Source organism: Streptomyces sp. NPDC002144 (genome assembly GCF_053593695.1).
Window position 1 is genome coordinate 38,804 of sequence record NZ_JBSFDB010000006.1, and the last position, 12,768, is coordinate 51,571.

The 12,768-nt window shown below is 71.1% G+C and carries 9 protein-coding genes and 1 tRNA gene; 5 read left to right on the forward strand and 5 right to left on the reverse strand.

Annotation, left to right across the window (positions count from 1 at the left end):
* Positions 1-33: 33 nt before the first annotated feature.
* A complete protein-coding gene (fusA, locus tag ACWCQ1_RS10870) occupies positions 34-2,076 on the reverse strand; it encodes an elongation factor G (RefSeq protein ID WP_451026286.1) in 2,043 nt (680 codons plus the stop codon).
* Between the two features lie 401 nt (positions 2,077-2,477).
* Between fusA and ACWCQ1_RS10875 the strand changes: the two genes are divergently transcribed.
* From ACWCQ1_RS10875 to ACWCQ1_RS10890, 4 genes are all read left to right on the forward strand, one after another.
* Positions 2,478-3,512 (forward strand): sporulation protein, encoded by a 1,035-nt coding sequence (locus ACWCQ1_RS10875; protein ID WP_451026287.1) that lies wholly within the window; start codon positions 2,478-2,480, stop codon positions 3,510-3,512.
* Between the two features lie 134 nt (positions 3,513-3,646).
* Positions 3,647-4,102 carry a tellurite resistance TerB family protein gene (locus ACWCQ1_RS10880; RefSeq protein ID WP_133041939.1) on the forward strand — a complete coding sequence of 152 codons (456 nt, stop codon included), beginning with the start codon at positions 3,647-3,649 and terminating at the stop codon, positions 4,100-4,102.
* A gap of 401 nt (positions 4,103-4,503) precedes the next feature.
* Positions 4,504-5,964, forward strand: coding sequence for a hemolysin family protein (locus ACWCQ1_RS10885; RefSeq protein WP_451026288.1), 1,461 nt, complete (start codon positions 4,504-4,506; stop codon positions 5,962-5,964).
* The gene (locus tag ACWCQ1_RS10890; RefSeq protein ID WP_451026289.1) at positions 5,961-7,010 is read left to right on the forward strand and encodes a hemolysin family protein; all 1,050 of its coding nucleotides are present in this window, start codon (positions 5,961-5,963) and stop codon (positions 7,008-7,010) included. The genes ACWCQ1_RS10885 and ACWCQ1_RS10890 overlap by 4 nt, the downstream gene beginning before the upstream one ends.
* 69 nt (positions 7,011-7,079) lie before the next feature.
* Here ACWCQ1_RS10890 and ACWCQ1_RS10895 read toward each other — a convergent pair.
* The 4 genes from ACWCQ1_RS10895 to sucC form a co-directional block, all read right to left on the reverse strand.
* Positions 7,080-7,164, reverse strand: a tRNA-Leu gene (locus ACWCQ1_RS10895).
* A 139-nt stretch (positions 7,165-7,303) separates the two neighbouring features.
* On the reverse strand, positions 7,304-8,845 hold the full coding sequence (locus ACWCQ1_RS10900) for an aldehyde dehydrogenase family protein (RefSeq protein ID WP_358596119.1): 1,542 nt from the start codon (positions 8,843-8,845) through the stop codon (positions 7,304-7,306).
* 52 nt (positions 8,846-8,897) lie between these two features.
* On the reverse strand, positions 8,898-9,797 hold the full coding sequence (gene sucD / locus ACWCQ1_RS10905) for a succinate--CoA ligase subunit alpha (protein WP_358596122.1): 900 nt from the start codon (positions 9,795-9,797) through the stop codon (positions 8,898-8,900).
* 11 nt (positions 9,798-9,808) lie between these two features.
* Entirely contained in the window at positions 9,809-10,939 is a 1,131-nt protein-coding gene (sucC, locus tag ACWCQ1_RS10910) for an ADP-forming succinate--CoA ligase subunit beta (RefSeq protein WP_358596125.1), read from the reverse strand.
* A gap of 144 nt (positions 10,940-11,083) precedes the next feature.
* On the opposite strand from sucC, the gene ACWCQ1_RS10915 reads away from it, so the two are divergent.
* Entirely contained in the window at positions 11,084-12,766 is a 1,683-nt protein-coding gene (locus ACWCQ1_RS10915) for a thiamine pyrophosphate-binding protein (RefSeq protein ID WP_358596128.1), read from the forward strand.
* Positions 12,767-12,768 lie beyond the last annotated feature (2 nt).

A 12,768-nucleotide genomic window follows, 5' to 3' on the forward strand; every position in this document is an offset into this window, starting at 1 on the left:
CCCGCCCGCGTACGGGAGGGGCCGCCCTGTCGGTCACCGGGCCGGCGTCACGGCCGGGGCCGGCGCGTAGCCCGTGGGGCGTGCCGTGAAGGTGCCCCGACCCTGCGTCCGGCTGCGCAACCGCGTCGCGTAGCCGAAGAGTTCGGCCAGCGGCACGATCGCCGTCACGACCGCCGAGCCACCGCGCACGGCCGAGCCCGACACGCGTCCGCGACGGGCGGCGAGGTCGCCGAGGACGCCGCCGACGGCGTCCTCGGGCACGGTCACCGCGACCTCGACGACCGGCTCCAGCAGGAGCATCACGCAGGCGCGGAGGGCCTCGCGCAGGCCCAGCCTGCCCGCCGTGCGGAAGGCGGTGTCCGAGGAGTCCTTCACATGGGTCGCCCCGTCGGTCAGGGTGACCCGCAGCCCGGTCACCGGATGCCCGCCGAGCGGACCCTCCGCGAGGGCGTCCCGGCAGCCGGCCTCGACCGCCCGGACGTATTCTTGCGGCACCCGGCCGCCGACGACCGCCGACCGGAACTCGAACCCGTCCCGGAGCGGCTCGACATCGAGGACGACATGCGCGAACTGCCCCGCCCCACCGTCCTGTTTGACGTGCCGGAAGACGAACCCGGACACCCCGCGCCCGACCGTCTCACGGTGACTGACCCTCGGACGGCCGACGTTGACCTCCAGACGCTGCACCAGCCGGAGCTTCTCCACCGCGACCTCCAGGTGCAGTTCGCCCATGCCGGACAGGACGGTCTGACCGGTCTCGGGATCCGTCCGTACGACCAGTGACGGGTCCTCCTCCGCCAGCCGTGCCAACGCCGGCGCCAGCCGGTCGGTATCCGTGGACCTGCGTGCCTCGACGGCCACCGAGACCACCGGCTCGGTGACGCCCGGGGGTTCGAGGACGAGCGGGGCGCCCGGGGCGCACAGCGTCGAACCGGCGCGGGCCGACTTCAGCCCGACCACGGCGACGATGTCCCCGGCGACCGCGCGGTCCACGCGCGCGTGGCGGTCGGCCTGCACGCGCAGGATGCGCCCGACGCGCTCGGTGCGGCGCGTGCCCGCGTCCCACACGGTGTCTCCCTTCTCGATCGTTCCGGAGTAGACGCGCAGATAGGTGAGCCGTCCCGTCGGGGTGGCGTTCACCTTGAACACCAGGCCCACGAACGGCGCTTGCGGATCGGCCGCGCGCTCCTGTGCCGCACCGTCGTGCGTGCCCCGTACGGCGGGCACGTCCAGCGGCGAGGGCAGGTATGCCACGACGGCGTCGAGCAGCGGTTCGATGCCTCGGTTGCGGTAGGCGGAGCCACAGAGCACCACCACGGCGTCGCCGCTCCGGGTGAGGTCCCGCAGGGCTCCGGCCAGGGTCCCGGCCGACAGCGTCTCCCGCTCGACGAACTCCTCCAGCGCCCCCGGGTGCAGCTCGGCCACGGCCTCCTCCAGCAGTCGGCGCCGCCGCAGCGCCTCCTCACGCAGATCCTCGGGCACCGGCACGGCCCCCGCCGTGTCGCCGCCGTCGGACCAGACGAGCGCGCGCAGGCGCAACAGGTCGACGACGCCGGTGAAGCCGTCCTCGGCGCCGACGGGCAGCTGGACGACCAACGGCGCCGGATGGAGCCGTTCCCGGATGGAGGCGACAGCGGTGTCGAGGTCGGCGCCCGCGCGGTCCATCTTGTTGACGAACGCGATCCTCGGCACACCGTGCCGGTCGGCCTGCCGCCACACCGACTCGCTCTGCGGCTCCACGCCGGCCACGGCGTCGAACACCGCGATCGCCCCGTCGAGCACTCGCAGGGAACGCTCGACCTCGTCGGCGAAGTCCACGTGCCCCGGCGTGTCGATCAGGTTGATCCGGTGGCCGTCCCAGGCGCAGCTGACGGCCGCGGCGAAGATGGTGATGCCACGGTCGCGCTCCTGCGGGTCGAAATCGGTGACGGTGGTGCCGTCATGGACCTCTCCCCGCCGGTGGATGGTGCCGGTGGCGTAGAGGATCCGCTCGGTCACGGTGGTCTTGCCCGCGTCGACGTGGGCGAGGATGCCGAGGTTGCGGACGGCGGTGAGAGGGTTGACGTCGTTGCGCACGGCCCGTTGGCCTTTCTGGTGTCCGGAAGAAGGGCGGCGCGATTCCCGGACGGAACGTCAGACGTTCGTCACGGGCATCCGGTACCGGCCGCGCAGCGGGCACCGGACGGACGGGGACACCAGGATCACCTCGAACCGCGAGCGGGGAACGACGACAGCGGTGCGGTACTGCACGGCCGGTCTCCCCTCGTCGCTGGTCCTGCGCGTCCCTGCGACGCGCGGTGCGTGGCGAGTGTAGGGAACCAGGACGCGGCCGGGCACCGGGTTTTCCCCCGTGGCCGAGCACGGTGATCACTCGTCCGGGTGACTTGGGAACTTCTTTACCGGGTGGGCGAGTTCATCTGTCGAACGGTTGGAACGGTTGGAATGGTTCGGCCGGTGAGCGAAGGAGAGACGTCCGGATGGTGTTCAAACGGCTGCTGGGGGCCCTCGGGGTGGGCGGCCCCTCGGTGGACACGGTGCTGGACGGCGGAGCCGTGGTGCCTGGCGGGGTGCTGTCCGGGCTGGTGCACCTCCAGGGCGGTGACGCGGCCGTGGAGATCGAGCGCATCGCCGTCGAACTGGTCGCCCGGGTGGAGGCCGAGCACGAGGAGGGCGAGAGCGAGGGCTTCGTCGCCTTCGAGCGGTTCACGGTGGGCGGCGGGTTCCGGCTCGGCGAGCAGGAACGGCGCAGTGTGCCGTTCGAGGTCACGCTGCCGTGGGAGACACCGATCAGCGAGCTGTACGGCCAGCCGCTGGGCATAGTCCTCGGCGTGCGCACCGAGCTGGCGGTGGCCGGGGCGAGGGGCAAGGGCGACCTCGACCCGCTGACCGTCCGCCCGCTGCCCGTGCAGGAAGCGGTCCTGGAGGCGTTGGGACAGCTGGGCTTCGGGTTCCGGTCGGCCGATCTGGAGTACGGCCGCATCGGCGGTACGGGACAACTGCTGCCCTTCTACCAGGAGATCGAGCTGACTCCCGCGCCGCAGTACGCGCACGCGGTGAACGAGATCGAGGTGACCTTCCTGGCCGGCCCCTCGGGTGTGGAGGTCGTCCTGGAGGCGGACAAGCGCGGTGGGTTCCTCGCCGCCGGACATGACGCCCTGACCCGCTTCACCGTCGGTCACGAGGTGCCGGGGCGGGACTGGAACGCCGAGGTCGACGGCTGGATCCGCCAGCTGCTCGACCACCGCTCCGCATTCGGCCCGGACTCGGCGTACGGGCACGCGGACGCGTATGACGGCGGTCACGACCACGGACACGGTCATGGAGACCGGTACGGGCATGGTCATGCAGACCGGTACGGGCATGGCGGGCACGGCTCCGGGCCGGGCGTCGGCACCGCGGTGGCCGCGGGCGCGGCGGGACTGGCGGTCGGTGTCGTCGGCGGCATGGTGGCGGCCGAAGTCGTCGACGAGATCGGGGACTTCTTCGAGGGGGACGACGAGGAGGAGGACTGAACCCGCTGGTCCGGGGGCGCGTGACCATTCCGAGAACGGTCGGAACTTATCCCCCCGGCCATTAGTTTCCACGTTGCTGTAGCAGCCGAAGAGGCACCGGACGGACCGGGCCTCACCGAACGTCTGGAGTTCTCATGGCCCTGTGGGACCGCATCAAGGAATCCGCGTCGACGATGCAGACCCAGCTCGTGGCGAAGAAGAACGACCTGAAGAGCGGCGCCTTCCGTGACGCCAGCATGGCGATGTGCGCCCTGGTCGCCGCCGCCGACGGCACCATCGACCCGGCCGAGCGGCAGCGCGTGGCCCAGCTGATCGCCACCAACGAGGTCCTGCAGAACTTCCCCGCCGACGACCTGCGCCGCCGCTTCGAGGAGAACCTCGACAAGCTCACCGCGGACTTCGCCTTCGGCAAGGTCAGCGTGCTGCAGGAGATCGCCAAGGCGAAGAAGAAGCCCGCCGAGGCCCGCGCCGTCATCCAGATCGGCATCGTCATCGGTGGCGCCGACGGCGACTTCGACAAGACCGAGCAGGCCGTCGTCCGGGAGGCCTGCTTCACCCTGGACCTGCCCCCGCACGAGTTCGACCTCTGATCCGCCCACGCGAGGGGCCCGGCCGACGGCATCCCGCCGGGCCGGGCCCCGCTGGTTTGCAGTCGCCTTCTTTGCAGTGGCCTTCTTTGCAGTGGCCTGTCTTGCAGTCGACTTGGCAGCCGCCATCGTTTCCGTGCACATGGTGCACACCGCCCGTCCGGCGGATCTCATGCTCGGCCGTGGAGCCGACAATGGACCGGGCGCTCCGTCGTGACCCGCGGGACGCGCCGGTACAGGATCGCCGAGTGGGAACTCGTGTCGGGTCACGCGCGTTGTCCTGATACCGACCGATCCATGAGGAGCCATCCCTTGTCCGCCACACCGACGGACTCCCCGGGACACAGTCCCGGACCATCCCGCCACACCGAGCCTGATCGCGGCACCCGGCGGGGTGGTGTTCGATGAGTGCCGCCAACGCCGTCCTGGGCCTGCTGGCCGTGTTCGTGCTCACCGCCGGGACCGGCTACTTCGTCGCCCAGGAGTTCGCCTACGTCTCGGCCGACCGCCTCGCCCTCGCCCGTGAGGCGGAGGCCGGTGACCGCGGTGCCGCCCGGGCGCTGAAGGTGCTGGAGCGGCTGTCGTTCATGCTCTCCGGTGCCCAGCTGGGCATCACCGTGACCGGGCTGGTCGTCGGTTTCATCGCCGAGCCGTCCGTGTCCGCGCTGATCAGGCCCGCCCTGACCGGCATCGGCGTACCGGACGCGGCGGTCACGGGCATCTCCGTGGTGCTCGCCTTCGTAGGTGCCACGGTCGTGCAGATGGTGCTCGGTGAGCTGGCCCCGAAGAACCTCGCGATCGCCGTGCCGGAGCGGCTGGCGAAGGCGCTGGCCTCCTCGACGCTGGCGTACCTGAAGGTCGTCGGTCCCGTGGTGCGCGTCTTCGACCAGACGGCGAACCGGCTGCTGCGCAAGGCCAACTTCGAACCGGTCGAGGAGCTGCACCACGGTGCCACCCTGGAGGAGCTCGGCCATCTGATCGGCGAGTCCCACGAGCAGGGACAGCTGCCCAAGGACACCGCCGCGCTGCTGGATCACGCCCTTGAATTCTCCGAGCGCACCCTGGACGAAGTGATGGTGCCGCGCGCGGACGTCGTCTTCGTCCGCAGGGACGCGAGCACCGCCGAGGCGGTGGGCCTGATCGCCCGGCACGGCCACTCCAATTACCCCGTACTCGGTGATCACCCCGACGACATCGCCGGTGTCCTCGGCGTACGCGAACTGATGCGGCTTCCCGCCGACCGGCCGACCGGTACCACGGCGGGCACGATCACAGCGGGCGCATCCACCGCGGGCACGATCACAGCGGGCGCGCTGGCCCGGCGCCCGCTGCTGCTGCCCGACACCCTTCCGCTGCCGGAGGCCGTGGAGCAGATGCGCCGGGCGGACGACGAGTTCGCCGTCGTCCTGGACGAGCACGGCGGGGTGGCGGGCATCGTCACCTACGAGGACATCGCCGAGGAAATGGTCGGCGACATCGCGGACGAGTCCGACACGGTCACCGCGCTCGCGGTGGCGGACGGCGACGGCTGGCTGGTCGACGCCGGACGGCGGCTCGACGAGGTGGCCGAGGCGACCGGCGTCGCGTTGCCCGAGGAGGACGACTTCGACACCGTGGCCGGGCTGATCGTGGACCGACTGGGCCGCTTCCCGGCGATCGGCGACCGGCTCCCCGTCGAGCTGCCCGACGGCGGACGGGCCGTCCTCGAGGTACGGAGCCTGGACCGACACGTGCCGGAACGGGTGCGTCTGGAACGGGGCCGTGTGGAGCAGGGCCATGGGGAGCCGGGCCGTATGGAGCAGATCCGTGTCGAGCGGCAGGCTCCGGCCGATGTCGTCGGCGGACATGAGGAGGGGCAGTCATGAGTTTCCCGATGGCGCTCTTCGTCACGGTCCTGCTGCTGATCGGCAGCGGTTTCTTCGTCGCCGCCGAATTCGCGCTGGTCGCCGCCAAGCGGCACCGCATGGAGAGGGCGGCGGCCGCGGGACAGCGCGGTGCGCAGGCGGCCCTGTCCGGCATGCGGGAGCTGTCCCTGATGCTGGCGGGCGCCCAGCTCGGCATCACCGTCTGCACCCTGGGTCTGGGCTCCGTCTCCAAGCCCGCGATCTCGCACGCCCTCGACCCGCTGCTGCACGGCCTGGGAATCCCCGGCGCGGTCAGCTACGGCGTCGCGTTCGCCGTCGCCATGATCGTCGTGGTGTTCCTGCACATGGTGGTCGGCGAGATGGCTCCCAAGTCCTGGGCCATCGCCCACCCGGAGGACTCCGCGATGCTCCTGGCGCCGCCCTTCCGGGCGATGGTCAAGGCCGTACGTCCGCTGATCGTGCTGCTCAACACCGTCAGCAACGCGCTGGTACGGCTGTGCCGGGTCACTCCGCGTGAGGAGCTGGCCTCGGTCCACAACCGGGAGCAGCTCACCCATCTCGTGGTGGAGTCCGAGCGGCTGGGCCTGATCCGCAGGGAGGACTCCGAGCTGATCACGCGCTCGCTGACCGAGTCCGAGACACCGGTCGGCGACCTCCAGGTCCCCGCCGCGCGGATCACCTCGGTGGACGGCATGGCCGATGCCGAGGAGGTGCTCCGGGTGGCGGCCGGCAGTGACCGCACCCGGCTGCTGGTCCTCGACGGCGACACGGTCCTCGGCTCCGTCCACGCCCGCGACGCCCTGGTGGCCCGCGCGCGGGGCCGTGCCGCGAACGCCCGTCAGCTGGCACGTCCGGTGCCCGAGCTGATCATGGACACCACGGTCGCCGACGCGATCGACGTCCTGCGCGACCGTCGTGCCTCCCTGGCGGCGGTCCGTGACGAGAAGGGCCACCTGACCGGCATGGTCACCCTGGACGACCTGCTGTCCCGCTTCCTGCGGCAGCAGGCTCCCGCGGGGTCCGCCGACGGTCACGTCCGCGGCTGACCGGCGGGCCGTGAAACAGCTCGTGCGGGCCGAGACTGGGCTCGACCCGCACGAGGGAGATGCACTGAGTGTCCGAGGGGGGACTTGAACCCCCACGCCCGATAAAGGGCACTAGCACCTCAAGCTAGCGCGTCTGCCATTCCGCCACCCGGACCAGGTGTCTGCCGCTTGACCGGAGGTGTTCCCCGGGGCGACACGCACAACAATACCAAGGTTTCGGAGTGGCCTTCACCTGCATATCCGTCCCGTGGGCCGGGTGCCGTCCCCGGGCGGGGACGGCGCCCGGCCGCCGGTCAGGGCATGAGGTGGTAGTCCGGGAAGTTCCCGGGCAGCCGCTCCCCCGCCGGCCCCTGCGTCACGGCGCGCACCAGGAGTTCGCCGCCGACGAACGCCCCGCGCCAGGACGCCCCGAAGCCGCCGAAGAGCTCGTCCCGGTCGCCTCGGGAGCGCGGTTTTCCGTGGCCGACCTTGAACGCGCGGATCTGCGGCGCCAGCCGGTCGAAGGTGGCCCGGTCGTCGGTGGAGAGGGTGGCCACCAGCGCCCCGTTGGAGGCGTTCATCGCGGCCAGCAGCTCCGCCTCCGTGTCGACCAGGACGATGGTGTCGACCGGACCGAACGGCTCCGCGTGGTGCAGCGGGGACGAGGGTGGCGGGTTCAGGAGGGTGACCGGCTGGACGTACGCCGAGGTGTCCTGGCCGGACAGGAAGCGGGCGTCGGCCTCGCTGCCGCGGTGCAGCGGGATGGCGCCGCGGTCGATGGCCTCGGTGACCTGGTCACGCAGTTCCTTGGCCTTGGCGGCGTTGACGAGCGGGCCGAAGTCCAGCTCCGGGCAGGGATCCTCGGGCCGCTCGACGGCGAGCGGGTGGCCGACCCTGAGCGTGCGGACCGCGGGCAGGTACGCCGCCAGGAAGTCGTCGAACAGCTGCCGCTGGACGACGAAGCGCGGGTACGCCGTACAGCGCTGCTTGCCGTAGTCGAAGAGCTTCGGGATCACGGCCGCGAGCGCGTCCCAGTCCGAGTGGTTCCAGATGCCCCAGGTGTTGAGTCCTTCTTGTTCGAGTACGTGCCGCTTGCCGAGGTCGGCCACGGCCGTGGCCACCGCCGCGCCGGTGTCGCGGCCGCCGACGAAGGAGACGCAGCCGATCTCGGGCGCCCGTACGAGCGCCTGGGACAGCTCGCCCCCGCTGCCGCTGACGAGGGTGACGGGAATCCCCTCGCGGGCGGCGAGCGCGCAGGCCAGGGTGAGACAGGCGAGGCCGCCGTCGGTCGGGGTCTTGGCGATCACCGCGTTGCCCGCCAGTGCCTGGACCAGCATGGCGTGAACGAGCACGCTCATCGGATAGTTCCAGCTCGCGATGTTGGACACCGGGCCGTCCAGCGGGGCCCGGCCGGCCAGCATCGGCTCGATGCCGTCGACGTACCAGCGCACGCCGTCGATCGCGCGGTCGACGTCGGCCTGGGCCAGCCGCCAGGGCTTGCCGATCTCCCAGACGAGCAGCAGGGCGAGCAGTTCGCGGTGTTCGGTGAGGGCGTCGAGGGTGGCCGCGACGCGGGCGCGGCGTTCGTCGAGGGGGACGTAGCGCCAGGCCCGGTGTTCGTCGAGCGCCGCGCGCACGGCCCGGTGGGCGGTGTCGCCGTCCAGGCGGGGCGGGCCGGCGATGGGGCTGCCGTCGACGGGGCTGGTGGCGGGCAGCGCCCGGCCGTCGGCCTGCCAGGCGCCGTTCCAGAGGTTGAGGACGCGGTCGTCCCGGAAGGCCTCGGGGGCCACGGCCAGGCAGCGTTGCCAGGCGTCGGTCCAGGACGTGCCTGATTTGAGGGTGAGGGTGGTTGCCATCGGGTTGCTCCGCTCTCGGTGCACAGTCGGGGGCGGGAATGCGTGGCTCAGCTCAACTATGAGGGACCGGAGGCCGGTCTTCGAGGCGGGCGACGACGAGTTTCGCCGTCTCGGTCGGTGTGCTTCCCACACCGACCCCGACTGCCTCCAGCGCCTCCTTCTTCGCCCGCGCGGTGCCGGAGGAGCCGGACACGATGGCTCCCGCGTGCCCCATCGTCCTGCCCTCGGGGGCGGTGAACCCGGCGATGTAGCCGACGACGGGCTTGGTGACGTGTTCGCGGATGTACGCGGCCGCGCGTTCCTCCGCGTCGCCGCCGATCTCGCCGATGAGCACGACGAGTTCGGTGTCGGGGTCGTCCTGGAAGGCGGCGAGGCAGTCGATGTGTGTCGTGCCCACCACCGGGTCGCCGCCGATGCCGACGCAGGTCGAGAAGCCGATGTCCCGCAGTTCGTACATGAGCTGGTAGGTCAGCGTGCCGGACTTGGAGACCAGGCCGATGCGACCGGGTTTGGTGATGTCGGACGGGATGATGCCCGCGTTGGACTGGCCCGGCGTGATCAGGCCGGGGCAGTTGGGGCCGATGATCCGCGTGCCCTTCGACTTCGCGTACGCGGCGAAGGCGACGGAGTCGTGGACCGGGATGCCCTCGGTGATGACGACCGCGAGGCCGATGCCCGCGTCGGCGGCCTCGACGACGGCCGCTTTGGCGAAGGCCGGTGGGACGAACACGACGGTGACGTCGGCGCCGGTGGCGTGGACGCCCTCGGCGACGGAGCCGAAGACGGGGACGGCCCGCTCGTCGAAGTCGACGGTGCGGCCCGCCTTGCGGGGGTTGACGCCGCCGACGACGTTCGTTCCTGCGGCGAGCATGCGCCGGGTGTGCTTCATGCCCTCGCCGCCGGTCATGCCCTGGACGAGGACCTTGCTCTCCTTGGTGAGGTAGATGGCCATGTCGGGCTCCTTCAGCCGGCGCTGGCGAGTCGGGCGGCACGACGCGCGGCGCCGTCCATGGTGGTTGCCTGCTGCACCAGAGGATGCGCGCGTTCGTCGAGGATGGCTCGGCCCCGGGTCGCGTTGTTGCCGTCGAGCCGCACGACCAGCGGCTTGGTCAACCGCACGCTGTCCAGGGCCTGTACGATCCCGTCGGCCACCGCGTCGCAGGCGGTGATGCCGCCGAAGACGTTGACGAGGACCGACTTCACGTCCGGGTCCGAGAGGATCACGGACAGACCGTCGGCCATGATCCCGGCGGACGCCCCGCCGCCGATGTCGAGGAAGTTGGCGGGCCGGGCACCGCACCCTGCGACCACGTCGAGGGTCGACATGACGAGTCCCGCGCCGTTGCCGATGATGCCGACCTCGCCGTCGAGCTTGACGTAGTTGAGGCCCTTCGCGGCGGCCGCCGCCTCCAGCGCGTCGCCGTACTCCACATCTTCGGCGCCCCAACGGGTCTGCCGGAAGCGGGCGTTGTCGTCGAGGGTGACCTTGCCGTCGAGGGCGAGGATCTGCCCCCGCGTGGTGCGCACGAGCGGGTTCACCTCGACGAGCAGCGCGTCCTCGCGGACGAGCACCTCCCACAGCCGTACGAGGACGTCGACCGTCTGCGGCGGCAGCCCCGCCGCCTCGGCGATCTCGTCCGCCTTCGCCGAGGTGACACCCTCGGCCGGATCGACGGGAATGCGGGCGACGGCATCCGGGCGACTGGCCGCGACCTCCTCGATCTCCATGCCGCCCTCGGCGGAGGCGACGGCGAGGAAACCGCCCGCCGCGCGGTCGAGGACGTACGAGACGTAGAACTCGCTGTCGATGTCCACGGGTTGGGCCAGCATCACCGTGCCGACGGTGTGGCCCTTGATGTCCATCCCGAGAATCTGACGTGCTGTCAACTCGGCTGCGGCCGGGTCCGCGGCGAACTTCACCCCGCCCGCCTTGCCGCGCCCACCTGTCTTCACCTGCGCTTTGACCACCACTCGGCCACCGATCCTGCGCGCGATCCCGCGTGCCTGTTTGGGCGAGTCGGTGACCTCGGCCCTCGGCACCACGATGCCGTGTTCCTCGAAGAGTTGCCTTGCCTGGTGCTCGAACAGGTCCATTCCGGCTCCTGACTCAAAAGTGCCGCACGCCCCCTGGACACCACCCACCGGATGCGGGATAACAAGGTTCATACAGTATTCGTCGACTGTATGCAATGTACCGCGAGAGCGTTCCAACCCCCTACGAAGGGACAGGACTTCGCCATGCCCGACGACACCCAGGACGTGATTTCCGGCGGTCACCTCGTCGCCAAGGCGCTCAAGGCCGAAGGGGTCGACCGCATCTACACGTTGTGCGGCGGCCACATCATCGACATCTACGACGGTTGCGTCGACGAGGGCATCGAGGTCGTCGACGTCCGCCACGAGCAGGTCGCCGCCCACGCCGCCGACGGTTACGCCCGCATCACCGGCAGGCCCGGCTGCGCCGTCGTCACCGCCGGTCCGGGCACGACCGACGCCGTCACCGGTGTCGCCAACGCCTTCCGCGCGGAGTCCCCCATGCTGCTGATCGGCGGTCAGGGGGCGCTCACCCAGCACAAGATGGGGTCACTACAGGACCTGCCGCACGTCGACATGATGACGCCGATCACCAAGTTCGCGGCGGCGGTGCCGGACACGGCCCGCGCGGCGGACATGGTGTCGATGGCGTTCCGCGAGTGCTACCACGGCGCGCCCGGCCCCTCGTTCCTGGAGATCCCGCGCGACGTCCTCGACGCCAAGGTGCCGGTGTCGAAGGCACGCGTGCCGAAGGCCGGCGCCTACCGGGCCTCGACGCGCTCGGCCGGCGACCCCGAGGCCATCGAGAAGCTCGCGGACCTGCTGGTGCACGCCGAGAAGCCGGCCATCCTGCTGGGCAGCCAGGTGTGGACGACCCGCGGCACCGAGGCCGCCGTCGAGCTGGTACGGACCCTCAACATCCCGGCGTACATGAACGGCGCCGGCCGCGGCACCCTCCCGCCGGGCGACCCGCACCACTTCCAGCTCTCGCGCCGCTACGCCTTCTCCAACGCCGATGTCATCGTCATCGTGGGCACGCCCTTCGACTTCCGCATGGGCTACGGCAAGCGACTCTCGCCGGACGCGACCGTCGTGCAGATCGACCTCGACTACCGCACGGTCGGCAAGAACCGCGACATCGGCCTCGGGATCGTCGGCGACGCGGGGCTGGTGCTGAAGTCGGTGTCCGAAGCGGCCTCGGGACGCCTCGACGGCGGCGCCGCCAAACGCAAGGAATGGCTCGACGAGCTGCGCGCCGCCGAGCAGACCGCCCTCGAGAAGCGGCTGCCGAGCCTGAGGTCCGACGCCTCGCCGATCCACCCGTACCGCCTGGTCAGCGAGATCAACGACTTCCTCACCGAGGACTCGATCTACATCGGCGACGGCGGCGACATCGTCACCTTCTCCGGGCAGGTCGTGCAGCCCAAGTCACCGGGCCACTGGATGGATCCGGGGCCGCTGGGCACCCTCGGCGTCGGTGTCCCCTTCGTGCTCGCGGCCAAGCAGGCGCGGCCCGACAAAGAGGTGGTGGCCCTCTTCGGTGACGGCGCCTTCTCCCTCACCGGCTGGGACTTCGAGACCCTCGTCCGCTACGACCTCCCCTTCGTCGGCATCGTCGGCAACAACTCCTCGATGAACCAGATCCGTTACGGCCAGGCCCAGAAGTACGGCCTGGAGCGCGAGCGGGTCGGCAACACCCTCGGCGACGTCCACTACGACAAGTTCGCCCAGATGCTGGGTGGTCACGGCGAGGAGGTGCGCGACCCCGCCGACATCGGCCCCGCCCTGCGCCGCGCCCGTGAGTCGGGCAAGCCGTCGCTGATCAACGTCTGGGTCGACCCCGACGCGTACGCCCCCGGAACCATGAACCAGACGATGTACAAGTGAGG